This window comes from Micromonospora sp. NPDC049900 (assembly GCF_044461025.1).
In the GTDB taxonomy this organism is placed as follows: domain Bacteria; phylum Actinomycetota; class Actinomycetes; order Mycobacteriales; family Micromonosporaceae; genus Micromonospora.
Window position 1 is genome coordinate 177421 of record NZ_JBITKM010000009.1, and the last position, 24561, is coordinate 201981.

At 67.9% G+C, this 24561-nt stretch carries 17 protein-coding genes; 11 read left to right on the forward strand and 6 right to left on the reverse strand.

Features of this window, described 5'->3' with window-relative positions; translation table 11 throughout:
• The first annotated feature begins 43 nt into the window (after positions 1 to 43).
• From ACIBMZ_RS20880 to ACIBMZ_RS20890, 3 genes are all read left to right on the forward strand, one after another.
• Positions 44 to 991 carry an endonuclease/exonuclease/phosphatase family protein gene (locus tag ACIBMZ_RS20880; protein WP_396696177.1) on the forward strand — a complete coding sequence of 316 codons (948 nt, stop codon included), beginning with the start codon at positions 44 to 46 and terminating at the stop codon, positions 989 to 991.
• A gap of 74 nt (positions 992 to 1065) precedes the next feature.
• On the forward strand, positions 1066 to 1428 hold the full coding sequence (locus ACIBMZ_RS20885) for a hypothetical protein (RefSeq protein ID WP_396696179.1): 363 nt from the start codon (positions 1066 to 1068) through the stop codon (positions 1426 to 1428).
• Between the two features lie 26 nt (positions 1429 to 1454).
• Positions 1455 to 2777 (forward strand): hypothetical protein, encoded by a 1323-nt coding sequence (locus tag ACIBMZ_RS20890; protein ID WP_396696181.1) that lies wholly within the window; start codon positions 1455 to 1457, stop codon positions 2775 to 2777.
• A gap of 116 nt (positions 2778 to 2893) precedes the next feature.
• On the opposite strand, the gene ACIBMZ_RS20895 is transcribed toward ACIBMZ_RS20890, so the two are convergent.
• The 3 genes from ACIBMZ_RS20895 to ACIBMZ_RS20905 form a co-directional block, all read right to left on the reverse strand.
• Positions 2894 to 3568, reverse strand: a complete 675-nt coding sequence (locus ACIBMZ_RS20895; RefSeq protein ID WP_396696183.1) for a trypsin-like serine protease — start codon at positions 3566 to 3568, stop codon at positions 2894 to 2896.
• A 176-nt stretch (positions 3569 to 3744) separates the two neighbouring features.
• Positions 3745 to 4158 carry a GIY-YIG nuclease family protein gene (locus ACIBMZ_RS20900; protein ID WP_396696185.1) on the reverse strand — a complete coding sequence of 138 codons (414 nt, stop codon included), beginning with the start codon at positions 4156 to 4158 and terminating at the stop codon, positions 3745 to 3747.
• 285 nt (positions 4159 to 4443) lie between these two features.
• Positions 4444 to 5745 carry a DUF5677 domain-containing protein gene (locus ACIBMZ_RS20905; protein ID WP_396696187.1) on the reverse strand — a complete coding sequence of 434 codons (1302 nt, stop codon included), beginning with the start codon at positions 5743 to 5745 and terminating at the stop codon, positions 4444 to 4446.
• Positions 5746 to 6182: 437 nt separating this feature from the next.
• On the opposite strand from ACIBMZ_RS20905, the gene ACIBMZ_RS20910 reads away from it, so the two are divergent.
• The 5 genes from ACIBMZ_RS20910 to ACIBMZ_RS20930 all read left to right on the forward strand — a co-directional run bounded on the left by ACIBMZ_RS20910 (position 6183) and on the right by ACIBMZ_RS20930 (position 17992).
• Positions 6183 to 7424, forward strand: coding sequence for a TauD/TfdA dioxygenase family protein (locus ACIBMZ_RS20910; RefSeq protein ID WP_396696189.1), 1242 nt, complete (start codon positions 6183 to 6185; stop codon positions 7422 to 7424).
• 50 nt (positions 7425 to 7474) lie between these two features.
• On the forward strand, positions 7475 to 8140 hold the full coding sequence (locus ACIBMZ_RS20915) for a DUF6875 domain-containing protein (protein WP_396696191.1): 666 nt from the start codon (positions 7475 to 7477) through the stop codon (positions 8138 to 8140).
• 17 nt (positions 8141 to 8157) lie between these two features.
• Positions 8158 to 15435, forward strand: a complete 7278-nt coding sequence (locus ACIBMZ_RS20920; protein ID WP_396696264.1) for an amino acid adenylation domain-containing protein — start codon at positions 8158 to 8160, stop codon at positions 15433 to 15435.
• 126 nt (positions 15436 to 15561) lie between these two features.
• Positions 15562 to 17055, forward strand: a complete 1494-nt coding sequence (locus tag ACIBMZ_RS20925) for an IMP dehydrogenase (RefSeq protein ID WP_396696193.1) — start codon at positions 15562 to 15564, stop codon at positions 17053 to 17055.
• Positions 17056 to 17236: 181 nt separating this feature from the next.
• The gene (locus ACIBMZ_RS20930) at positions 17237 to 17992 is read left to right on the forward strand and encodes an AAA family ATPase (RefSeq protein WP_396696195.1); all 756 of its coding nucleotides are present in this window, start codon (positions 17237 to 17239) and stop codon (positions 17990 to 17992) included.
• Positions 17993 to 18041: 49 nt separating this feature from the next.
• Here ACIBMZ_RS20930 and ACIBMZ_RS20935 read toward each other — a convergent pair whose 3' ends face one another.
• Together ACIBMZ_RS20935 and ACIBMZ_RS20940 are read right to left on the reverse strand one after the other, a co-directional pair.
• Entirely contained in the window at positions 18042 to 18755 is a 714-nt protein-coding gene (locus ACIBMZ_RS20935) for a hypothetical protein (protein ID WP_396696197.1), read from the reverse strand.
• 274 nt (positions 18756 to 19029) lie between these two features.
• The gene (locus ACIBMZ_RS20940) at positions 19030 to 19905 is read right to left on the reverse strand and encodes a radical SAM protein (protein WP_396696199.1); all 876 of its coding nucleotides are present in this window, start codon (positions 19903 to 19905) and stop codon (positions 19030 to 19032) included.
• A gap of 314 nt (positions 19906 to 20219) precedes the next feature.
• Between ACIBMZ_RS20940 and ACIBMZ_RS20945 the strand changes: the two genes are divergently transcribed.
• The 3 genes from ACIBMZ_RS20945 (at position 20220) to ACIBMZ_RS20955 (ending at position 23284) form a co-directional block, all read left to right on the forward strand.
• A complete protein-coding gene (locus ACIBMZ_RS20945; protein ID WP_396696201.1) occupies positions 20220 to 21554 on the forward strand; it encodes a hypothetical protein in 1335 nt (444 codons plus the stop codon).
• Entirely contained in the window at positions 21554 to 22078 is a 525-nt protein-coding gene (locus ACIBMZ_RS20950) for an NUDIX hydrolase (protein ID WP_396696203.1), read from the forward strand. The genes ACIBMZ_RS20945 and ACIBMZ_RS20950 overlap by 1 nt, the downstream gene beginning before the upstream one ends.
• 243 nt (positions 22079 to 22321) lie before the next feature.
• The gene (locus ACIBMZ_RS20955; RefSeq protein WP_396696205.1) at positions 22322 to 23284 is read left to right on the forward strand and encodes a hypothetical protein; all 963 of its coding nucleotides are present in this window, start codon (positions 22322 to 22324) and stop codon (positions 23282 to 23284) included.
• Between the two features lie 41 nt (positions 23285 to 23325).
• Here ACIBMZ_RS20955 and ACIBMZ_RS20960 read toward each other — a convergent pair whose 3' ends face one another.
• The gene (locus ACIBMZ_RS20960; RefSeq protein WP_396696207.1) at positions 23326 to 24504 is read right to left on the reverse strand and encodes a PIN domain-containing protein; all 1179 of its coding nucleotides are present in this window, start codon (positions 24502 to 24504) and stop codon (positions 23326 to 23328) included.
• Positions 24505 to 24561: the final 57 nt, after the last annotated feature.

Genomic DNA, 24561 nt, shown 5'->3' on the forward strand with positions numbered 1-24561 from the left:
CACGTACCACCTCACCGCACCGACTTCCGTCATCGGAGTAGCCATGACCCGCGTGGAGATCGCTCTGTTGAACTTCGAGGCCGGCGGCCTACGCCGGCAAGGTCAGGGGCGAGATCTGCGACTGCTCGTCGACGCGTTCCATACCGCCGAACACGCCCCCGCGTTGCTGCTGCTCAACGAGGCGAAGTACTGGCGCGAGGACGGCAGCCGACCCCTGCACCAGGCGGCCGAGCTGCTCGCCGACCGGTTCCACACCCGCTACGTCGGTCTGCTCGGACACGACCCCGACAGCCCCATGCCGTCGGCGATCATCTACGACCCCACCGTGCTGACCCTCCGCAGCTGGCCCACCGCCGGCGACCCGCACCTGTTCCCCGACAAACGCAACATCGCGGTCTTCGCCGTCACCGACACCGCCGACGTCGACACCGACCGCGTCGAGTTCGCCGCGGCCGTCACCCACTGGACACCCCACTGCGGCATCCGCCGCCGCCAACAAGCCGCGCTTCTCGACCGCTACGGCACCACCCGCCGACCCGTCATCATCGGCGGGGACCTCAACTCCACCGCCAGCGGCGACCACCTCCCCCAGCGAGACTGGACCGCCACCGACTACCGCACCCGCGCCCAGAAAGGCCGACGCCTACCCGACGGCACCTGGACCGCCGACACCGACGCCGTCGACCACCTCATCGGCCGCTGGAACCCCCACACCCGACAACGCGACGACGGATGCGGCTTCCACGCCCTCGCCGACCTCGCCTGGCAAACCAACCCGCACACCAAGCTGCTGCCCACCGTCAACAACAAGGATCACGTCGGCGGCGGCCTGCTCATCGACTGGCTCCTCGCCAACACCGCCATGCTCCCGCACGTCATCCCCGACAGCTACCACGTCCACCTACCCCACACCGACCCGCCGCCGTCCGACCACCGCCTCATCACCGCCACCCTGACATTCCCGACCGCACCGTCCGGCCAGTGCGGTTGACGATGATGGGGGTTTCGGAGCCAGCCAGATCGGAATCAGCGGCTGTCCGGGTGATCCGTGTAGCGCCTCTGCTCGTGGTCATCGTGTTCGTCTACACGCTGACCTCGCTGATCTCCGGCGGCGTCACCTACGTGGTGACCGCCATCGCCCTGCGTGTCGTGACACCGGATCTCCCCGCGCCGGCCAGGGACGGTGTCATCGTGATAGACGCATCTCTTGTCTGCGGCCTGGTGCGCTGGTCCCTGCCCGAGATCGTGGTCACTATCGCCCGACTGGCGAACGCAGCGCTGCGAATGTGGCTCCACCCGGCCCACCACATTCCCACCGGAGCAGCCCGGTCGTGCCCGGCCTGTCACTCCGCTGCCGGCTCTGCGGACGCCAGCGCCGTAGGCCACGGCACGAGAGCAGGCCGGACGAGCGGTCGGGAAGAGTGGTGACCGCACGGCGGGAATCGCCGCTGCGAGTGCACCTGGCGGCGCTCGGGTGGAGTCCGGAGCAGCTCATCGCCAGGATCAACGAGGTGCGGCGGCGACGCGGGACAGCGGCCTTGCACCCCAAGAGTGCCTACAAATGGGTGCAGGGCCACCGACCGTCGGCGGCGGTCTCTGCCGACATCGTCACGGTTCTGCGTGCGCATCGAGGTGTGCGGCTCACACCTGCGGACCTAGGCTGGGACACACCTGCCCAGCGGTCGCACGCCTTCGACGACCCCTACACCGTGTCCGCCGGGGAGTTGCTGCTGGCCAGCCAGGGAGACGACATGGAACGCCGCAGGTTCGTGTTGCTGACCGGATCGTCGGTGACGGCGTGCGCCCTGGACCTCCTGCTACCCGGTATGGACGGCCTCAGGCCGGCGCTCGACGGTGACCGCGTCTCCACGACGTTGCTGGCCGACATCGAGGCGTCGGTGCGGCGCAGCCGCGAGCTGGACGACACCGAGGGCAGCAGGCCGGCGCTGCTGTGGGCGGGCGGACTGTGGAGACTCCTCGGCCAGATCGTCACACGATGCTCCTACGGGGACGCCGAAGGGCGGCACCTGCACCGCCTCTACATCGAGATGTCAGAGACATACGGCTGGATGCTGTTCGACGCCGCCCAACACGCGCGAGCCCAACGGGTCTATCTGACCGGGCTGCGGGTCGCCCGCGAGGCGAGCACGGATCCGGCCTTGCAGCACGCCACGGCGAATCTGCTCGCCTCGACTGCCTACCAGGAGTCCTGGCTGGGCCACCACACCGAAGCCGCCACGTTGATCGCGATCGCCTCCACCCGGACTTCAGGGGCGCTGCCGAGCAGAGTGGGGGCGGTGATCGCACAACGAGAGATCACCATCGCCGGGCGCCGAGGAGACGTCGATGCCGTGCAACGGGCAAGCGCCCGCGCCCACGACCTTCTCGACAATGCCCGCCTGGGCGATCAGCCGTGGTGGTCGCAGTGGCTCACCCCAGCAGCCGTCAACGGGGCGACCGGCCGCGCATGGTTGGCGTTACGCAACCCCGACCAGGCTGCCGCCTACCTCGCACAGCGGGCCACCACCGCGACCAGCGCGTACCCGAGGGACCGACTACTCGCTCTCTGCGACCTGGCGACCGCCCGGCTCCACGCGGGAGATCCGGTAGCCGCATGCGAGCCACTGGATCACGCGCTCGACCTGACCAAAACCGTCGACTCGCCCCGGGTAACGGCGTATCTGCACGAGGTCGTGACGCAGCTACGCGACACCCGATGCCGCCACACGCAGGCCCGCGACGTGATGATGAAAGCGACGGAGTTGACCCGCACCTGACCGGCCTCCCGCCGCAGTCGTGCTCGGGCATGACATCGTACGGTGGCCGTTCAGGTGCGGTGACCGTGGCTGAGGCAGGGCCGCAAGAGGTGGTAGAAGCTCGTCGATGGTTAGCGTCAGTTCTGGCCAGGAATGTCGGTCATTGCCTCGATCCAGTTCGCGACGACCGAGGTCTGAACGGCGTAGCCGTGCGAGTAGTCGCCGTCGTAGCTCACATAGATGCCATAAACGCGATCGCCGCTCCAGACCCCTGCGCCCGAGTCTCCCTTGATCGGAATCCCATCGTTGGGCTGCAATTGCATGTGATCGACAGCTGAAGCTTTGACAGACAAGCTGCAAACCTTCAGTGACGTACTGGGCGCTGACGAGGCGTCGGTCGGCTGGGTGCGTCCCCACCCTCGAACCGCAACATTAACTCCTGTCTTCAGGATGCTGCGTGCGTTGTACCTGGCGACCAGTTGCACGTTACGGACGGACCACCTCAGTTCCATCACCGCGACGTCATACTTGTCATTCGGCGCCCAGCCGATCACAGGAACACCCTCACCGTGCTTTGGTCTGCGATCTCCGGTCCAGATCTGAAACCGGTTGACGTCCTCGCCTTCGAGGCAGTGCTTGGCGGTGAGGATCCAACGCTGGCCGATCAGGGTCCCCGTGCATCGGTATCGCGCACCGGAATCGGCCCAGATGTTGACCTGTCCCTTGAGTACCCCGCTGGTGGTGCCGCCGTAGATGGCCGACGCTGGCGGCGCTATGGCGATAGACATTACGACGGTCAGGCTGCTCGCCATGGCGGCAACCACACCCAAGCGCCTCAAGAAGCTGTGCATCAAGCAGTGCCCCTCACTTCGATGAGCGTTGATGATCTGAACCTAGCTGGTCTCAGGGCGAGGGTGGGAGGCTGCGTCGGTGACAGGATGGTTTCGGTATTATTGCGGTACACCTGACCTGAAGTTCGAGTGGCTGGTTAGTGGTGGCACTCCTCGCAGCAACGGGTGTTGACGTACTCGTAAAGATCGCCAGTCCAGTGGAACCACTCGCCGTTCACGCGTAGGTGCGCGAAGCGGTCATGCAGGCGACGTTCGAGGTCGCGGCGTCGGTCGGCGTCGGGTTCGTGGATGACGTGTGCCAGGTGCAGATGTCCCGCGTTGCCGGCCTGGAGGTCAGCGAGGCGGCGACGAACGTCGGTGGCTCTGCCGATCTTGATCCGGTCGGGAGTCGCGTCACTGAACCGGTCGGGGTACGCCACCATGAAGTAGACGCCGGGGCCACAGTGTGGCTGCTCCGGCGGATAGTCGGGGTCGGTCATGACCTGCTTGATAGGGCCGAAGGGGTAGTCGCGCAAAAGCCGGTCGATCCGTCCGTTCACCGCTTCGCCCACAACCAATGGTGGCGACCGGCGCGGCGCTGCGATGAGGGCTTCGGGCCTGGGGAAAGCTGCTGGCCTCTGCTACGAACGCCCTCACGTCCGGTCGAGAAGCCGTCAACGGGGCGGACATGGTCATGGCCTACGGTACTGCTGCTCACCCGGCATCCGTGCTAGGCGGCCTCTGGCGGGTTGGACATGCACGGGCGGCCAGGCCGAATGCGCCTCGGCATTACCTCCACAGCTGTCGGCGGCTGATGCGAGCCCATTGGAACCTCGTACGCTAGCCGTGGCGGCATGTCAAAGGCGTGGCGCCTGCGGTGGCAGCCACCGAACGCCGCAGGTACGTAGTATCGTCAATTGTCCAGACGGGTCAACAGGGATTTGGATGGGAAGGCGTCTGTCCGAATCGGCGGGTATTAGAATGCTTGTTTCCTTGATCCGGCGAGCACCCGGGCGTGGATTTACTGTCACGCCGGCTATGAGGATGCTGATCCACTGGTCTTCTTCCGCAAACATGTCATCGGTGATACTTGCAGTCAGTCGTTCGACACCCTTCCGCTGCGCGTCTGTGAATTCAGCGGAGCCGGGTGGCTGGGCCTCGACAATCATCTTCAGTTCCGGATCGTGATAGTACCATCGCTGCTTGCCTGATCGAGAGACCGCCAATAACGCAAATGGGCCCTCTGGCGCGGTTCGGGGCCATAACTGTCTGTCAACCTTTAAAACTGCCCGCCGGTAGTGGGGCCAGGCCGTGAGCAGGCAGTTGCACGCTTCCACCGCCTCTTCGGCCTCAACCGGAAAAGTTGCCTCGACCATGGATTCAAGAATGAGTTTGAATGCCCGCACGCCTTCCACATAGGCGTGCGGTAGCAGGGAAAGGGCTAATCCGGAGCGGTACACGTTCCTGCCGTCGATCTCCCGCATCGACTCCCGTGCTCCGCCTGATGCTCCGTGGAGAATCTGGGAGGACAGGCGGTAGTAGTGGTAGAACTTTTCATGGCCATGCAGGCGTGCCCGGTCGCGCAGGTTCTTTTCGGCCCACGATCTGCGAAAGCTGGAGCCGTATTTCGCGACAGCCTCCGTGGCCTGCTGCTTGTGTCGGCGAGCCTGCGACCTGAGCCGATGCTCCGCAGCCCTGCGCTCCCGTCCCTTGAGCAACCAGATGCCGACTTCTGCTTCTGCCTCGATCATCGGCGTCAGCGCCCCGTGCGCGAGATAGCGTTCTGCCAGGCTGTCGTCGGCGACGACATCACTGAGATTTATGAGGTGTTCGATCAGGGCGCGCGCAGCGCGGGTCGCTGGACGGCCCCGAGCCTCGCAGAGGTCAAAGAGCAGGTCATTGAAGTCGTTGACAGCTTGATTGAACACTTCCAGCGAAGCGCTGTTTGACGCAACGCCGTAAAAGTTTCGGCTGGCCACGGTCATTGCGAGGTGTGCCTGATCGACAAGCTGACCGAAGTCCGGCATTTCGCGATAGAGGCGTTCGCTGATCGAGCGACCGGTCGGCCAGTCATCGAGGTCGAGCGCGATCGGCGGCTTGAGCACTCCGAAGGGTTCGCTGTCGACTCTCGGCTGAGGGGGCTGGTGGGACGATGACACGCTGCCTCCTCGGGAACGGCTATTTCAGCAGGGAGTTTGTCACAGCACGACCGTGACCTCCGTGCCCGCGCAGCATCAGTGGCCTCCCGAGACAACGCCCGATCGGGAGCAGGTAGGGCCATCGCCGTTACCGGCCCATGAACCCTGAGCGGCCCCGTTGCCGAGGCATCGACCGCGGCGGTGCGGTGCAACGGCCTCTCCCGCTGAGCCGAATGGACACAGTCAGAGGCCGAATCGTGCGCCGGAGAGTCCGGTTGCTTTGTCGATCTGGCCCCACGAGTCGAGTGATCGTGGCAGAGACGACTCGGTAGCACAGATGCGCTGGTCCTGTCCAGGCCGTCCTGTCCTGAAGAGGTGTCGGGCACCTTCTCGGTGCCGCCACCAGTCGCACCTGGCACCCCACCTCAATGTCTGGCCCCAGTGGTAGCCGGCGGCCAATGCTGATGTCGCAGCAGTTGATGAGCACCTATCGGATCGACGGTGCTGCCCGTCGACGGTCGAGGCTTGTGACACGTGGCCGCTACCACAGTGGCTTCCTGGCGCCCCGGCTCTCGACGAGGGGCGAGCGTGATGTGCACGGACTAGGTCCGTCGGCATCGACCGCCTTCACCAATCGCGGACTACGTCGCGTTGTCATCCGGACGTCGCGTAGCTATGGGACAGGGGAATTGATGATGTCGAAGGCGGGCGTAGCCGGGTTGTTGACCCTGCGTCGGACGGCTGGGCATATCGGCGCGGAGGTCGACGGTGTCGATCTCGCGGGAGCGTTGGACGAGCCGCTGGTCGTGGCGTTGCGCGACGCCCTGCTGACGCACAAGGTGCTGTTCTTCCGCGATCAGAAGCTGGACCATGCCGCGCACGTCGCGTTGGGGGAGAGGTTCGGGACGCTGACCGTGCGGTCGCGGGCGCAGAGCAGCAGTGTTCTCGACTTGTATCCGCAGATCCTGACGATCTCCCCGCAGATCGACCGGGAGTTGCACGGAGTCGACTACGAGGCGCACTATCGCCTGCGGTGGGCGTCGGGTATTACCGGCTGGCACACGGACATGTCGCATGTGGTGAACCCGCCCGCGGCGTCGATCCTGCGGGCCGAGACTGTTCCACCGTTCGGCGGTGATACCCAGTGGACCAATCTGGTGGCGGCCTACGAGGGACTGTCGGCTCCGCTGCGGACGTTGTGCGACGGCCTTCAGGCCGAGCACAGCTTCTTCGCCGGTTACCGGATGATCCCCTCGGATCCGATCGACCGGCGCATCCTGGACATGATCGGCGCCGACGCGCCGGTCGCGGTGCACCCGGTGGTCCGAGTCCATCCGGAGACCGGCGAGCGGGCGTTGTTTGTCAACCCCTCCCGCACCGCGCGGATTCTCGGGTTGTCCCCGGCTGAGAGTCGCGCGCTGCTGGACCTGCTGTTCGCCCAGGTCACGCGGCCGGAGTACACGGTGCGGTTCGGGTGGGCGCCGGGATCCGTCGCGTTCTGGGACAACAGGTCCACCGCGCATCTGGCAGCCCCGGACATCGACCACCTCGACGGCGTGGAGCGGGTCCTGCACCGCGTGACGATCATCGGTGACGTGCCCGTCGGCCCGGACGGTTTCACCTCGCGTGCCGTTTCCGGGACGCCGTTGGGCGCGGACCAGCCGGTCAGCGGTGAGTCTGCTGAGGCCCGCGACCGGTGAGGGCAGTGCTGATGCCGCGCCCCAGCATGGCGAGTAGTTTCGCCCGCGTCGTGCCTGGTTCCCTGACCAGTGCCGCCGGTGCCGCCGAGATGGTCGACCGATTCCCGATGTACCGGCAGGGGCTGGACTGGCTGGAGCAGTTCGTCATCCGCTCCCATCCCGACCTGGGGCGACCTGGCGCGGTGTGTCCCCGGTTGGCCCCCGCGATGCGCGGGGACACGGTGTGGCTGGTGGCGATCGCCCTCACCGGCGCCTCGCGTGAGCACGCCGTCGAGGCCGCCCGCCTGCTGGCGCACCTGTTCGATGACCTGGCCGGCGAGGCGCACCGGCAGTCCGCGGCACTGCTGGGCTTCTTTCCCGACCTGCCAGCAGGAGAGGCGGCGAGTTTCATCGACGGCGGCCACCGGATGGTGCGGCCGTGGTGCGTCGAGCGCGGGCTGATGCTCGGGGAGTTCCACCCGACGAGCACCGTCGGCAGCGTGCACAACCGGGACCTGCCGGTCATGCGGTGCCCGGTGCCGATGTTCGCGGTCCGCGCGATCACCCCTCACGACCTGATGTTCCTCGACCAGCCCGACACCCCGCCCGCCGACCGGCTGGCCTGTCTGGAGGCGTTCGGCCGCCACGTCGGCGCGCGACTCAACGCGCAGGCCCTGGCGGGCCTGCGCACGCGGATCGATGACGTCCGCGCATTGACCTTAGGAGGCCCGTCGTGACCGTCCGTGTTGCGGCAGTGCTCACGTCTTCCACCTTGACGGCCGCGTGGGAGACGGCTTACCGGACCCACGGGGACGCCCCGGCGATCATCACTCCGGCCGGCACGTGGACCTACCGCGATGTAGCCGCTCACGCACACGCCGTCGCCGGGGCGGTGCGCTCCTTGAGCGGGACGCGGACCGCCGGAGCACGTCCGATCGTGGCCGTGGTGCTCGATCGGTCCCCCGAGTTCGTGGCCACCGTCCTGGGTGTGGTCGCTGCGGGTGCGGTGTATCTGCCGCTCGATCCCGGCGCACCCGACACCTATCTGGGGCAGATCTTCGACGAGTCTGGGCCGTCGATGGTCGTCACGAGCAGCGACCGTGCCGGCGGTCTGCGTGGGGTGACTCAGGCCCCGGTCCTGACCTATCCCGACCTGACCGGCTCCGCCCTCGCTGCCCTGGAAGCCTCCACAGCGGCACACGGTGATGCCGCCGGCATCACCAATCGCCCGTCAGACGTCCACCCCGCGATTGCCGTAGCGCCGGCCGCGCAGGACCCGGCGTACGTGATCTACACCTCCGGATCCACGGGCAGACCCAAGGGCGTGGTGGTGCCGCACGAGGCGTTGCTGAACGCCACGGCCGCTCGTGTCGACCGGTACGGGCCGGCGGGACGGGTGCCGTTGTTGCACTCTCCGGCGTTCGACCTCACCACCGGCGTGCTGTTCTGGACGATTCTGTCCGGCGGCACCCTGGTCATCGACTCGCGCGGACTCGCCGACGTCGCCGCCACGGTGGCCCTGATTCACCGGTACGACATCACGCACCTGATCTATCCGGCGTCGCTGTACGGCGTGTTCCTGGACCGCGCCGCCCACCAGCCGCCGCCCAGCCTGGTGGCGGTCGGGATCGGCAGTGAACGCTGGAGCCCCGTGCTGATCGACCGGCATGCCCGCGTGCTGCCGACGGTGTCCCTGGTGAACGAGTACGGCCCCACCGAGGCCACCGTCTGCTCCAGCTACGCCCTGCTCTACGACGGACCCGACGCCCGGTCGGCGCCGATGAGTATCGGCTTCCCGGGGCGCAACACGGCCTACCTGCTGCTGGACCCCGACGGACAGCCCACTGCCGGGCCTGGCGAGTTGGCCATTACCGGAGCCAACCTCGCGCTCGGTTACTTGAACAATCCCGGACTGACCGTGCAGCGGTTCGTTACCCTGCCGGCGGGGGAGCGGGCCTACCTGACCGGAGACCTCGCCGAACGCAACCCTGACGGGACCTTCGTGTTCCTGGGCCGGGCCGACCGGCAGATCCAGGTCGGCGGACATCGGGTCGAGCCGGGCCACGTCGAGACCGTCCTGATGGGCCATCCCCGGATCATGCAGGCCCACGTCACCGGCCGACGCGGTACCGACGGTGGGTCGAGCACCCTCGTGGCCTACCTGGTGCCGCTACCGCAGCCCGGCGGCGCGGCGTCCCCCCGCGACGGGGTGCCGGGCCCGGACAGGGAAGAGCAGTTGACGGGTGACTGCGACCGGTACCTGCGGGATCGGGTGCCGGCGTACCTCGTCCCGTCGGCGTACGTGGTGCTGCCGGAGCTGCCCCGCACTGCGGCCGGGAAGATCGACGAGGCGAGGTTGCCCGCCCCCACGCCCCTCGCCGCCGCTGCCTCCACGGTCGACGCGCCGACGGATCCGCTACACGACGCGCTGGTCAGGGCGGCGGCCGGCATCCTGGGCGTCGCTTCGGTGCCGGTGGACCAGCCGTTGACGACGCTGGGAGCCGGCTCACTGGCCCTGATCCGGCTGGCCGCCGCGATCACCCGCGATCACGGGGTGGACGTGTCGTTCAGCGCCCTGTTCGACGCGTCCGCCATTACCCAGATCGCCGACCTGATCCGGCAGGGAGCACCCTCGGGCCGGCCACCCCTGCGCCCGAACACTGGTGGGCCCGAGACGATGTACGGCAGCGGATGGCCGCTCAGTGGTCAACAGCGCCAGATCTGGGTCCTGACGCAGATGGCGCCCGAGGCGTTGGCGTACAGCACCCAGTTCTCCCTGCGGATGTTCGGCCCGGTGGACCTCGATGCCCTCCAGGCAGCCCTGTCCCACGTGGTCGCCCGCCACGAGATCCTGCGGACCACGTTCCACGACGGTCCCGACGGGCCGGTACAGGTCGTACACGAGCCGTGGGCCGCCCGGGTGGACCTGGTCGACCTCAGCGATCTCGGCGGGGACGCCCAGGCGGCAGAGCTGGCCGCCCGAATGCAGACGGCGGTCGCCACCGGGTTCGACGTGGCGGTGCTGCCGCTGGTGCGCTGGCACCTGTTCCGGCTCGGGCCGCACGCATGGCGACTGCTCCAGGTCGAGCATCACTTCGCCCACGACGGCTGGTCCGCGCAACTGTTCCTGACCGAGCTGCGCGACGCCTACCGGGCGATCCTCGACGGCGAGGTCCCGCAACTCGACGCGCTGCCCGTGCAATACCGCGACTACGCCACCTGGTACCAGGCATGGCGTAGCAGCGCCGACTACGCCGACCAGGTCACCTACTGGCGCACCCGGCTCGACGGGTGCCCGCCGGACGGCGCGACGTTCACCCCCGACCGGCCCCGTCCGGCCGTGCGGACCTACCGCGGCGGCCGGCTGGTCGCCCACATCCCACCCGAGACTGTGCACCGCCTCGACGTGCTGGCCGCCGCACACGGGGTGAGCAGGTTCGCGGTGTTCCTGGCCGCGTTCGCCGTGCAGGTGTGGCAGCACACCCGTACCCAGGACGTGGTGATCGGCTCGGCCCTGGTCAACCGGCGGCAGGCCGGCACCGAGCACCTGCTGGGCATGTTCGTCAACGCGCTGCCACTGCGCCTGACCATCGACCCCGACACCAGCACCGCAGCACTGCTGCACACCACCATGACCGCCCTGCTGGGCGCGCAGGACCACCAGGAACTGCCACTACTGGACCTGCTGGCGCACCTGCCTGTGCCCCGCGACCCCGGAAACCCCCTGTTCCACCTCATGTTCGCCTTCCACGACACCCCCCGACCAGACTTCCGGGTCGGGCCACTGCGCGGGGAACTGGTCATCGAGCACAACCAAACCGCGAAGGCAGACCTCAACGTCGTGTGCGTTCCCGACCCGCCGACCCCCGGCACGGCAGAGCACCAGCCCGGGATGAGCATCCTGTGGGAGTTCGACGCCGACCTGTTCGACCCGGACACCGCCGCGGAACTCCTGACCGGCTATCAGCGGATCCTGCACACCCTGCCGCGCACACCCGACAGGGCGATCCGTGACCTCGACCTGCTCGGTGAGTCGGAGACCGCCCGAATTCTGGCCCTGGGCACCGGCCGGCACGAGGCCGTCCCGTTCGACACGCTGCACGCGGGCTTCGACTCGGCCGCCGCCGCCCACCCGCACGCCGTCGCGCTCGAACAGGCCGACAGCCGCTGGACGTACCGGGACCTCGACCGGCGCGCAGACGTGCTCCAGCACCACCTCACCGCCCTCGGAGTCCGGTCCGGTGACATCGTGGCGGTGGCCTGCCCGCCGGGCGTGGAACTGATCACGACGATCCTGGCCATCCTGCGTCGGGGAGCCGCGTACGTCTGCCTGGACCCGACCCAACCGGCCGCCCGCACCAGGCTGATGCTCGCCGACGCCGACGCCCGCGTGCTCGTCACCACCCACCGCGCCGCAGGCGACCCTGGTTGGCCGCCCACCGGCGTGGCCCTGATCTACGCCGACGACCCACCGCACGGCCCCACCCCTACCAGCGCCAGCACCACACCGGCCGCGACCCACGCCGGTCCCGACGACCGCGCCTACCTCGTCTACACCTCGGGGTCCACCGGCACCCCGAAAGCCGTCGTGACCACCCACCGCAACGCCTGCGCCGCCGTGCACGCCCGTACCCGTCATCACGAGGCTGCGGCCCTCGGCCCGGAGGCGCCCGCGCGGACCCTGATCACTCTGCCGGTGATCTTCGACGTCGCACCGCACATGATGATGTGGACGCTGTGGACCGGCGGCACGATCGTCCTGCCGGCAACCGCCGCGCAGGCGAAGGATCCCGAGCAGATCCGCGCCCTGATCGACCGGCACCAGGTCACCCACGTCAACGTCACCGCGTCGTTCTACCGCGCGCTGCGCGCCACGATGCCCCACGGGTGGCAGCCGTCCCTGTGGGTCGTGGCCATCGGCGGGGAGGCATGCGGACCCGACGACGTCCGCGACCACGCCCGACTCCTGCCCGACGTCGCCCTGGACAACGAATACGGCCCCACCGAAGGCACCGTCTGGTGCTCCGTCGCCCGACTGCACCCGCCTTCGCCCGGCGGGGCAACGCGGGTGGGCGTGGGCCTGCCGCTGACCAACAACCGCATGTTCGTGCTCAGTGCCGACGGCGACGTCCTGCCCGTGGGGGCCGCCGGCGAGCTGTGCATCGGCGGCGCCGGTGTCGCGGCCGGCTACCACCGCCGACCCGACCTCACCGGACAGAGATTCGTGACCCCGCACCGAGGCCCGCTGGCCGGGACGCGGCTCTACCGCACCGGTGACCGGGCACGCCTGCACGCCGGCCAGTACGAGATCCTCGGACGCCTCGACGACCAGGTGAAGATCCGCGGGTACCGCATCGAACTCGGCGAGATCACCGCCTGCCTGCGCCAGCACCCCGCCGTCACCGACGCCACCGTCACCATCCACGGCCGCGACGAGGCCCGACACCTGATCGCCGTCGTCGCCACCGACTACCCCGACACGGCATCGCCGGACCTGCTGCGCACCTGGACCGCGCAGCGCCTGCCCGCCTACATGACCCCGGCCGGATACGTCGTCGTCGACGCGCTTCCCCGCACCGCGTCCGGGAAACTCCAGCCGGAACGCCTGAGCACACTCACCGCCCCGACCTCGACCCAGACGCCGCAGCTGACCGCCGTAGCGGCCAGCGACCGGCAGCACCGACTGCTGCGGGTCTGGCGTGAGCAGCTCCAACGACCCGAACTCGGCCTCGACGACGACTTCTTCGCCTGCGGCGGCGACTCCTTGCAGGCGATCCAGGCAGCAGCCCGCGCCCGTGACCTCGGCGTCGAGGTGACCGTCGCACAGCTCGTGGCCGCGCCGACCGTCCGTGCCCTGGACCGCTCGCTCACCACCCCCGACGAGGACACCGCCGCCACCACGCGGCGCGCCGGCGGCACGCCCCTCGCACTGACCCCCATCCAGGCGTGGTTCTTCGCCCAGAACTTCGATGACCCAGACCACTTCCACCAGGCACGACTGTTCACCCTCACCGACACCTGCGACCTGTCGACCCTGCACACCGCCGTGACCTGGGCCCTGCACCGGCATGACGCCTTCCGCACCCGCTTCACCCGCGACGAGAACGGATGGCGCGCCGTCCTGGACGACGCCGCACCCGGCGACCTCATCCACGAGCACACCCTGCCGCCGGCCGGCGACCGCCCGACGTCCGCACGGCTGGACACCGCCCTGAAAGGGCTGCACCACCGGCTGGGCATCACCGGGCGCCTGGCTTTGGTCACGATCGTGCGGGACACCGACAGCCCCGCACGGTGGCTGTACCTGATCGCCCACCACCTGATCATCGACGCGGTGTCCTGGCAGATCGTCATCGACGACATCGAACGGGCCTACCGCCTCCTGCGTACCGGCCACCCCCTGCCCACGGGCACCGCACCCGGCCTGCCCACCGCCACGACCCCGCCCGCTGCCGGCCAGGCACTGGACCGCCACTGGCAGGAGTTGGCCGCCGCCGCGAAACCCGTCCTCACCGGTCCCGGCTCGGGTGGCCCCCCAACTCCGATCAGCACTCGGATCCGGGTCCAGCGACGCCTGTCGAGCCACGCTGGCAGGTACCTGCGCCGCGATGCCCATCGGCTGCACGGCGTCGGCGCTCAGGCCATCCTGCTGGCCGCACTCCGGCGCGCGCTGGCACCCTTGACCGACAGCCCCGACCTGTACGTCTTGCTCGAAGGCCACGGCCGCACCCACCACGGAACCGCCGGTTTTGAGGGTGTCGTCGGGTGGCTGACCACCCTCTACCCGGCCCTGCTCACGGCCACCGACACGCGCCCGGGACGGCTGATCGAGGTCGCCGCCGACTTTCAGCGGCAACTCGCGGCGGTCCCCGACGGCGGAGCCGGGTTCGGCCACGCCCGCCACCTGCACCCCGAGTCCCCACTCGGACGCCACCTGGCCGCCATCCCCACCCCGCAGATCACCGTCAACTACCTCGGCCACCAGCCACCCGCCGCAGCGGACCGGATCCTGCGCCCGGCTCTCGGCCCGGCCGGGGCCGCCATCGCCGCGAGCAACGTCCTACCCACCCCGATCGACCTCACCGTGGCCGCCGACCCGGACGGCATCCTGTCCTGCCGATTCCTCATCGACCAGACCCTGCTCACCCCGGACGCCGCCGAGAACCTGGCCGACCGCTTCACCAGCGAGATCGAGGCAGCCGCCCGACTCATCGCCCTCACCCCCGGCCCCGTGCGGCCGGACGCACGCACCCTGTTCTTCATCCACCCCGTCGGCGGCAAGATCGACTGGTACACGGGTATCGCCGCGGCCCTGGGCCCCGGCTGGGACTGCTACGGCCTGCCCCACGACGGCTCCACCGACGCGCACACCGTGCCCGCCATCGCCCACACCTACCTGGACCGCCTCCGCGCCGTCACACCCGAGGGCCCATACAGCCTGGCCGGATGGTGCCTCGGCGCGGTCATCGCCTACGAGATGACCCAGCAGGCACAGCACGACGGCGACCACCACCGCATCGAGAATCTGCTCCTGCTCGACCCGCCCCCCGCCGAGCAACCCCGCGACGCCGACGAAGCCCTCGTCATCCACACGCAGTACGCCCTCACCAGCCACGGCTGGCCGCCCCAGCCCCGACACGCCATCACCGACGCCCTGGACACCACGAAAACCCTGACGATCCCGGACCGGGCCGACGCCCTCGTGGCGATCTTCGCCCCACACGCCGCCCACACACCGGCCTGGCGCAGCCAGCACGACTCCCTCCTACACCAGATGCGCCTCCGACTCGCCTGCCACGCCGCCCTGTCCGCCTGGCAGCCGGCCGGTCACGCCGCACGGCTGCGCCTGGTCCTCCCGACCACCATCACCGCCGGCACCGAAAACGCGACGCAGACCTGGCAGGCACGAAGCCGCGACACACAAGTGACCACGGTCGAAGGCGACCACGAAAGCATGCTCACCGGACCCGCACTCGAACAGATCACCACGCTCCTGCACCAACACCCCCACGACGAGACCGTCGACCGGTGACCAGTGACGGCAACCGCCCGCTCGCAGGCGTGTCACGAAATGCGAATTATCAGCCACCCGTTCTGGCCTGATAGCTTTTTCCGATCGCGCACGCAGCGCAGCATTTGATCTTCAAGGAGTAACACAGTGCGGATCCTGCCCGAGATCTCCCGCACCTTCGGCGAGTACCTGCTCCTGCCCAACCTCACCGACGAGCGGTGCACCCCGGACCGGGTAGACCTGTCCACCCCGCTGGTGCGTCACCGGGTAGGGGAGCCCTCAGCACTGCGCGTCGCCGTCCCGCTGGTCAGCGCGATCATGGGAGCCGTCTCCTCACCCAGACTCGCCATCGCCCTGGCCCAGTGCGGCGGGCTGGCGTTCATCCACCAGAACCAGCCGATCGCCGCGCAGGCCGACATGGTGGCCGCAGTGAAAAGGCACAAGGCCGGATTCCGGCACAGCGACATCAACATCAAACCTTCCGCCACCCTCGGCGAGGTGGGTGACCTCCTCGCTGCCGCAGAACGAGATGTCGCCGTCGTGACCGACGACGGAAACCCCAGCGGCGTCTTCCTCGGTCTGATCTCCACCAGCGACTTCAACGTCCACCGCCACCACCTCGACGACACCGTCGAATCCCGCATGCGTCCGGCGGCAGGACTCGCCACCGCACCCACCGGCATCTCACTGTCCGACGCGAACACCCTCATCTGGGACGCCCGCCAAGACGTCCTCCCGATCGTCGACGAGGACGGACGCCTCGCCTCGATCGTGCTCCGCAGGGACTACGAACTCCACAAGCAGTTCCGCCGGGAAAGCATCGACAACAACAAGCGGTTCATGGTCGGCACCGGCGTCAACACCCACGACTACCGCGAGCGGATCCCCGCCCTGGTCGACGCCGGAGCAGACATCCTCTGCCTCGACTCCAGCGACGGCTACTCCACCTGGCAGAGCAACGTGCTCCACTTCGTCCGCGAGCAATACGGCGACACCGTCCGCATCGGGGCCGGCAACGTCGTCGACGGGCGCGGCTTCCGCTACCTCGCCGAGGCCGGCGCCGACTTCGTCAAGGTCGGCATCGGCGGCGGCTCGATCTGCATCACCCGCGACCAGAAAGGCATCGGCCGCGGACAGGCATCCGCCCTCGCCGACGTCGTCCGTGAACGCGACGCCTACGCCCGCGAAACCGGCCAGTACGTCCCCCTCTGTTCCGACGGGGGTGTCCTCCACGACTCCCACATGGCCATCGCCCTGGCCTTCGGCGCTGACTTCCTCATGCTCGGACGCTACTTCGCCCGATACGACGAAAGCCCCGCCCCCCTCGTCAAAGTCGACGGCCAACTCTTCAAGGAGTACTGGGGCGAAGGCAGCCAACGCGCCCGCAACGCCGCCCGCTACGGACAAGGCAAAGCCCTCGTCTTCGAAGAAGGCGTCGACGGATACGTCCCCTACGCGGGCAGCCTCTACGACAACGTCTCCGTCACCCTCACCAAAATTACCTCAACGATGATCAGTTGCGGCTCGACCACCCTCCCGCAGTTCCACCAGACCGCGACCCTCGTCGAGGTCTCCCACCAGAGTTACCTACAGAACAGAGAAGACGTCCGGCTCCGCGACCGCCCCAGCTCCATCATCTGACCCGGCATCCCGCGACCCGACGACCTGCCGCACAGACAGCCGGTGATGCCGGCGGCATCACCGCGGTGTTCCGGGTAGCGTGGCGACGGCCTGATCGCGTGGAAACCGGCGACCTGCTCCCGCAGGGTGCCGGGCGTGTGGGCTGCTCCGACGGCTGGTCCGACAGGGGAGGGGAGCGGCGGTGTTCGTGCGGGGCGCCTACGTGCCGTCCGGGGTGTTCGCGTCGGCGGATCGTGGCCGGTGGCCGTACACCATGGCGGCCGTGGGCGCGCTTGCCGATCCGGGCGTCGAGTTCACCACCCCGGTGACCCTGCTGACCGGTGACAACGGCACCGGCAAGTCGACTCTGGTCGAGGCGGTCGCGGTCGCCGCCGGATTCAACCCGGAGGGCGGCAGTACCTCCTTCCGGTTCGCCACCCGCGCCACCGAGTCCCCGCTCGGTGAGCATCTGGTGCTGCGACGCGTCGCCGGACGCACACCCCGCACCGGGTTCTTCCTGCGCGCCGAGTCGTACTACAACGTCGCCACCGAGATCGAACGTCTCGACGCCGACCCGCACTCTCCACCTCTGCTGGGGGCCTACGGCGGCGTCTCCCCACACCACCGCTCGCACGGCGAGTCGTTCCTGGACCTGGTCAACCACCGGTTCGGTGCGCAGGGCCTGTACCTGCTCGACGAGCCGGAGGCGGCCCTGTCCGTACACGGCTGCCTGGCGCTGCTGCTGCGGATCGCCGATCTGGTCGCCGACGGCTGTCAGTTCCTCATCGCCACCCACTCACCGATCCTGCTCGCCTGCCCCGACGCGACGATCCTGCACATCGAACGCGACGGCACCATCAGACCGGTCGACTACGACCACGCCGAACCGGTCACCCTGACACGGGCGTTCCTAGCCGATCCGGGACGCTTCCTGCACCACCTGCTCGCGGACCGGTGACCACGTGCGCAGCGGGGCGGCCACTGCCTCCATGCCACCGGTTTGGCAGTCACCGATTGGCACGCTTGACCAGGCGAATTAGATGCTGGTACGAGCCAGGGTCGGCACCCAAAGCTCGTAACAGGGTGCCGGCGTGCGCGAGTACCGCGATCTCGGCGGGATGGTCGTCAAGGTCCCCACGGTCGAGCATCCGGCTGGCGATGTAGAGCTGGCTGAGCATGCCGTCATGAGCACCCAACTCATGGGCGTAACGGGTGCGCACCAGCTCGGCGACCGGTGGGACTGCCAGGCTGTGAAGGTACAGACTGGCCGCGTCGAATCCAGCCGGGGCCACACCCCACCCCTCCCAGTCCATTATCCAACAGCCAGGGGTGGTCACCTGTGCCCAGTGCAGGTCCGCGTGCGCAGGCACCCACCGCTGCACCGACACGGGTATGGCTCCGTCCCAGATCTCGATCCGGGACGTGAACCGCTCGATATCCACCGCAATCCGGTCGGTGCTGATCTCGGATAGGTAGGACAGAGCCCCGGCCAGACGCATCCACCACGTTTCACTCAGCGTCGGTACGGCGCTCAGCGCTGCGCTCGGACTGCACGTCGGCTCGTTGAGGTAACTCATCAACTCTGCGCGGAACCGCAGGTCGCGCTCCGCGGTTTCCCAGTCGCGCCACACCCGGGGAACCCGCAGGCCGGACAACTGCTGCGAGGCGGTGGCGTTGCCGTCCCAGAACACCCCGAGATCCCCGTCAACGGGTTCGCTCACCAGTCGTAGCCATCCATCGCGACCGGCGTCATCGACTCGCGTTCCGACCGACCGGTCACGCCACCCGAATCGGGGCTCACCGATCAGGTCAACCCGCAGCTCGACGGCGGCCCTGCGCAGCACTCCCGCGAGCCGTAGACGGTGGTCATCCGCGTCGTCGTCTGGCCAATGGTCCTCGCATGGCAGCCACCCTGTGTGCTTCACCTGGCCAGCATCACCCCACCAGACCGGTCACGGCGAATCCACCACACCAGCCAGCGCATCCGAATGGATCTCAGCGGTAGTACGGCCAGCATCGCTTTGACGGCGCACACGGGCTACACGACGGGCTACACGACGGCGCGCAGGTTGGCTGACACCGCGCTGGCGCACAACGCGGCGCGCACGGCTGCTTGCTGAAAACCGCCTCCAGCTCGGCCCGCACCTGCTGCGTACGCCGGCCAGCCAGGATCGCGGCAAGGTCAGCCTCACGTACGTTCCCGACCGGCAGCCAGCGGGAGAACACACACGGCCAGACCACGCCGTCGGCTCCGACCGCCAGCACCCCCGAGGCGCAGTTGCCGCACAACTGCTCCACACCTTCGGCGCCGCCGCGGACCCCACGGCCGACGTGCCGGAGCCGGTCCAGACTTACCGTGGCCACGCCCAAGTCCCGCAACTCGGTCACCGCCTCGTCCGCGCGCTGACCGCCGCCCATGTCGATCACGCCGACCCGCAGCGGAATGGACCGGCGTACCGCCTCACCGATGTTGGCCCTCGTGCGGGCGTACGAGCCCGCCCTGCGCGTGATCGCAGCATGCTGCCCGACCTGGTCCGAGTAATACGAACAGGCCAGCCGCACCCCGGGCTGATCGAACAGCTCCCACAAAGCCGTCGTGACGTGCACCAGGTTGGAGAACACTTCCACTTGCATGCCGACTGAAAGAGCGTGCCCGAGTAGATCCGGGAGGTGGGGATGCAGCGTTGGCTCTCCACCGATAAACTGCACCATTCTGACACCCAGCTCTGCCGACTGGTCAATCACTCGCCGCCAGTCCTGGGATGTCATCGAGCCGTGCCCACCGGCCGGGCCGCTATCGGCGTAGCAATGCCAGCAGTTCAACTGGCACCTGCCGGTGATCTCCAGCCAGACGAACGAAAGATCCCCCATCCCCGGCACTGTTTCTCTCTGAGGCATGGCTCTCCAATCGGAGCTTGTAGGACAGCGTGGATCTCTCGCGGGGAGTCATCGGCGCGGGTCCTGATGCCGACGGCATTACCGCCTCTTCACTTTCCGGAGAATGCACCGGCGCGGCCGTCGAGCGAACCTTCGTGTCGACCGCCGCGCCGGGTTGTATCGACGGTATGGGTCGCTGTCGATTTCCCGGAAGGGTGTGTTGTGGACCGTCGATGTGGCACATTCACACAGGGTGTGAGTACGACTTCCCCGTCGCTTCAGGCGGTGCCGGACTCTAGGCTGAGCGAATGGCAGAGGCGAACATCCTGCTCGATGCTCTCCTCGACCGCGCTGGCCTGTCTCACGCCGGTCTGGCCCGCCGGTTGACCAGCCTCGACAGTGCCTTGCGCTACGACCACGCGTCCGTCGCCCGGTGGATCCGCGACCACGCGATTCCCCGCGAGCCGGTGCCGCTGCTGATCTGCCGGATCCTCGGCGACCGACTGGGCATGAGCCTTACACCGGCCGACATCGGCATGACCCGTAAACCAACTGGCCAGTACACCTCGACCCTGCCGCACCTGATCGACCGTGCCGTTGCGCAATGGCGGGGGGATCAGAAAGGCCAGCATCCCACCACCGTCCTGACCGGCGCGCAGGCCATAGCGGCGCTGTGGGACTGGGAACACCCATTCGACGACGACCAAAATCATCCCAGCCAGCGCCGCGTTGACGCCACCGATGTGGCTCGCCTGAGACACTCCCGAGTCCAGTATCAGGAGATGTATCGACGGGTCGGCGGCATCCCCGTCAGAGCGCGCATCGTGGCCACCCTGACCAGCCACGCCACCCCACTGCTGCGCGCCGCATACGACAATCGTCGGGGCCGTGACCTGTTCCAGGCCGTCGCAGGGCTGGCCGCTCTCGCTGGAGTCTGCGCCTACGACGCCAACCGCCAACCCCTCGCCCAACGCCATCTGCTCACCGCACTACGCCTGGCCAACGCCTCCGGCGACCGTCCACTCGGCGCCTACGTCATCGCGGTCATGGCCAACCAGATGCTGCACCTCGACGAATACCGCCTCGTCGTGCAGTACAGCCAAGCAGCCCTGCGCGCCGCCGGTCACGTGATCTCCCCCGCCCTGGCCGCCGACCTCCACGCACTCGCCGGCAAGGCATACGCCCGAATGGGCGACAAGGCCGGCAGCCACCCCCACCTCCGACAGGCCGAAACACTCGCCGCACGCCTCGACCCCGGCACCGGACCCGCCGAGGTGTCCTACGTCCAACCCGGCCTCGTCGAAACCCAGGTCGCCGAAGCCCTACGTCGCCTCGGAGACCTTACCGCCGCTCACACCTACGCCACCGAATCCGTCCGCACCGCCGACACCACCCATCTCCGCGGACAGGTGCACCGCCATGCCGGCCTCGCCCTCATCCTCACCGCCCGAGGCGACCTCGACCATGCCATCACCACCGCCCACCACATGCTCGACAGGCTCACGGGCATGGAATCCGGCCGGCTCGCGGACCGCATCCGCCAGGTCACCGCCGCACTCCAACCCCACGCAACCCAACCCACCGTCGCCGCGTTCCTCGAACGAGCCCACCACCATACCGACACCGACCCGACAGGAACCTGATGCGCTGGAAAGTCAACTCCGAACGAACCCTCTACCGCGATCAATGGGTCCACGTTGCCAGCGCAGACGTCGAACTACCCGACGGCCGCCACCTCGACCACCGCATCATCCGCACCGCTGCCCCCGGCGCCGGACTCGCCATCATCACTGACGCCCGAGTCCTCCTGATCTGGCGACACCGATTCATCACAGACACCTGGGGCTGGGAAATCCCCCAAGGAAGCATCCGCAACGGCGAAGACCCGGCCATCGCGGCTGCCCGGGAGGCCGAAGAAGAGACCGGCTGGCGAGCCCAAGCCCCCATCATCCCACTGCTCTACACGCAACCCTCGCCCGGCCTCTTGACCAGCGAACATCACATCTACACCGCTAAAGACGCCGAATACATCGGCTGCCCTAAAGATCAACACGAGAGTCAGAAGGTCGCGTGGGTGCCCCTAGCTGACGTTCCGCAACTCATCGCCAAACGAGACATCGTTGCTGGTAGCACCATCGCAGCGCTCTGCCTCCTGATGATTCCATGATCTACTGTGACTGGTCCGCTGCAAGGTAAGTAACACTGCATCGAGTCCGAACAGCGTTCGGTAACCCGGCCACTTGGCCTGCGACGATTCAAGTCCATGACGTTGCCTGGCGAGGGCTGCGGAGCCCGGCCGATACCTCGGCGGGCCCATGTGCGGCTATTCGCCGACCCTAAGTCGAGTATCTACGGTAAGGCATCGCGTGCCAACGAGGTCGAACGGAAGGTGTGTTGTGAAGGGGCGAACATGGAGGTAAAAGCGATCTTTGAGTTGCCGATGCACATCTGGGTGATGTGCGACGCGCTCGATGCGACCTACCCTACCGGCTACGACAAGCTCCGGTTCAACGTCGTGATGCCCGTTGACCGGCCACCTTCTGGCGGACCTCCTCCTGTGCTCGGCGTCGAGTCGCGTACCGAGTCGGTCGGCGAGCAGGTGGTGTGGACGCAGGAGTACGCCGCTCAGGTACCCGAGTCGCTTCGGCCAGCCACCGCCTTGCATCGGGTGGTCGTGACCGACGTCGAAGGCCCAAGCTACGACCACAAGCCGTGGTTCACGCCCGAGCATCAGCTCGCCCAATACATCAACACGTGGTTCGATGACCTGCGCACCTGGGCTGAGATCGTGACCGGCCAAGACCTCGACCCCAATCACCGTGTCTACGACGCAGAGTTAGTTGGTACAGGACTCACTTTTATCGAGCCTCCTCACGACGACGCGTTAGGCTTCAAGATCACTACACCTCGCGTCCGTCCCCTTTCCGGGCAGGAGTGGGCTTTCATCCTCGGGCTTGTCCGTGACGGCAGGGAACCGCCACTCGAAGAGGTGCTCAGCCGTGATTCACGGGCCGCGCACAGGCGACACGCTAACCGGCGTGCGATCATCGACGCAGCCACGGCCCTTGAGATTGCCCTCGGCCGCCTCGTCCGTAGCCGCGCCGACGAACTGCCCGAAAGGCAGCGAGGACGTATCGGCGGGCGGACAGCTCTCGGCGACTACATCTCGATCGCCGAGCACTCTGGCCTTCAGCTCGCTGTCCCGGTCGATCGGCTGCGCTGGCTTAACAACCTTCGCAACGACGCCGCGCATCGTGGTGCGGCACCAGGCCACTGGGAAGCCGGCGACGCGGTGCAGGTAATGATCGATTTCCTTGGCGCTCACGGACCACTTCGCCGGACGGGCGCACGGGAGCCAGGCGGCGGGGAGTAAAAGCTGGCCGATGCTGAGAACGACGACCTTGATGAGCCTCATCAGCCAAGATGCAGCCGAGCCGGCTGCCCGATTTGGAAACGGCCGCGGTACGGCTCGGCGAAGGCGTCGAGGGCACGCAGCGTGGCACGCACCTTCGCCTCGCTGGCGGTGACATCGTCCGTGTGCCGTAGTAGTGCGGTAAGACCTCGTGCGCTCTGATCACTGTGTGGGCTGCGTGCCAAACGGTAAAGGCACGCCCTCGCCAGGGCAGCCGAAGGACCGCGGTGCCTGGTGATCTCGTCGCTGTCGGGCTGAACTGGTTGGAGTGTCTCGAACTGCCTCCGTGCGGCATCACGTTGCGTCAAGACCTCTGCAACGGTGACAGCGGCGGACGACAGCCCGGTACCTAACGCGGCCTGTACCTTGGTCCTGGTCTCGGGGGCGACGAGGTAAAGGACCGCACCGGCGGTAGTCAGCGTGCCGACCACCAGCCACGGCCACGGCACCCGGCGAGCAGCAGCGGCGATCCCATGGAAGACGCCGGAGCCGACCAGGCCGAGAAGTGATTCAAGTGTGTGGACGAACCGTCCGAGCGGGCCGAGATCGCCGACGGCACTCAGCTCGCTCTGCCACTGAGCGTGGGCGACGTGGTCATACGGATGCCCGTAGACCGCCCGCAGCGGTGCTCGGTCCTTACTCAGCAGTGCGGCGTTCAACAGGATCGCCAGGGTTGCGGTGGGGACGTCGTCGGGATCACAGTACCTGCTGACGGTGGGCGGCTGGTTGAGGTAGTCGAGACGCTGCTGCTCGGCCACGGTCGTCAGCCCGGCAGGTACCTCCACGCACCGAAGAAGGGGCGCGATGCTGTCCTGCCACGCCGCTCGGACGACACCGGGATCAAGGCTCCTCTGCGCCGACCACTTCACCAGGTGCCGTTCGACCTCGTCCAGGACGTGCGGCGCGCAGAAGAGACGGAGCACGCCGCCGTCGGCGGCGTTCAACATCAACGTGCGGGGCTTACCGGCAGCGACTCGCAGCAGGTCATCCCGGAGAGCGTTCGCATCCACGACGACCGGGAAGACCTCGGGCAGCAGCGCCGGCGCGAACCGTCCGCGTTCGTCGGGGACCGTCACGGGCATGGCCTCGCTGCGGTAGTGCTCCTTCTTCACCATGTCGCGAACGGCCGCCGCCGATTCGGGCAGGAAACGAGAGGGAGGACTCTGCTCTGCGGTGGTCATCCCCGCATCGCCTCCTCTACACCGATGCTGCGGCGGACGGTTGACCGCCACCACAGC

Excerpts from the sequence above, each read along its gene's own strand:
- ACIBMZ_RS20880 (WP_396696177.1), top strand. The coding sequence starts at position 44 with ATGACCCGCGTGGAGATCGCTCTGTTGAACTTCGAGGCCGGCGGCCTA.
- ACIBMZ_RS20895 (WP_396696183.1), bottom strand. The coding sequence starts at position 3,568 with ATGGCGAGCAGCCTGACCGTCGTAATGTCTATCGCCATAGCGCCGCCA.
- ACIBMZ_RS20910 (WP_396696189.1), top strand. The coding sequence starts at position 6,183 with ATGCTGATGTCGCAGCAGTTGATGAGCACCTATCGGATCGACGGTGCT.
- ACIBMZ_RS20940 (WP_396696199.1), bottom strand. The coding sequence starts at position 19,905 with ATGGGGGATCTTTCGTTCGTCTGGCTGGAGATCACCGGCAGGTGCCAG.
- ACIBMZ_RS20945 (WP_396696201.1), top strand. The coding sequence starts at position 20,220 with ATGGCAGAGGCGAACATCCTGCTCGATGCTCTCCTCGACCGCGCTGGC.
- ACIBMZ_RS20950 (WP_396696203.1), top strand. The coding sequence starts at position 21,554 with ATGCGCTGGAAAGTCAACTCCGAACGAACCCTCTACCGCGATCAATGG.
- ACIBMZ_RS20955 (WP_396696205.1), top strand. The coding sequence starts at position 22,322 with ATGGAGGTAAAAGCGATCTTTGAGTTGCCGATGCACATCTGGGTGATG.
- ACIBMZ_RS20960 (WP_396696207.1), bottom strand. The coding sequence starts at position 24,504 with ATGACCACCGCAGAGCAGAGTCCTCCCTCTCGTTTCCTGCCCGAATCG.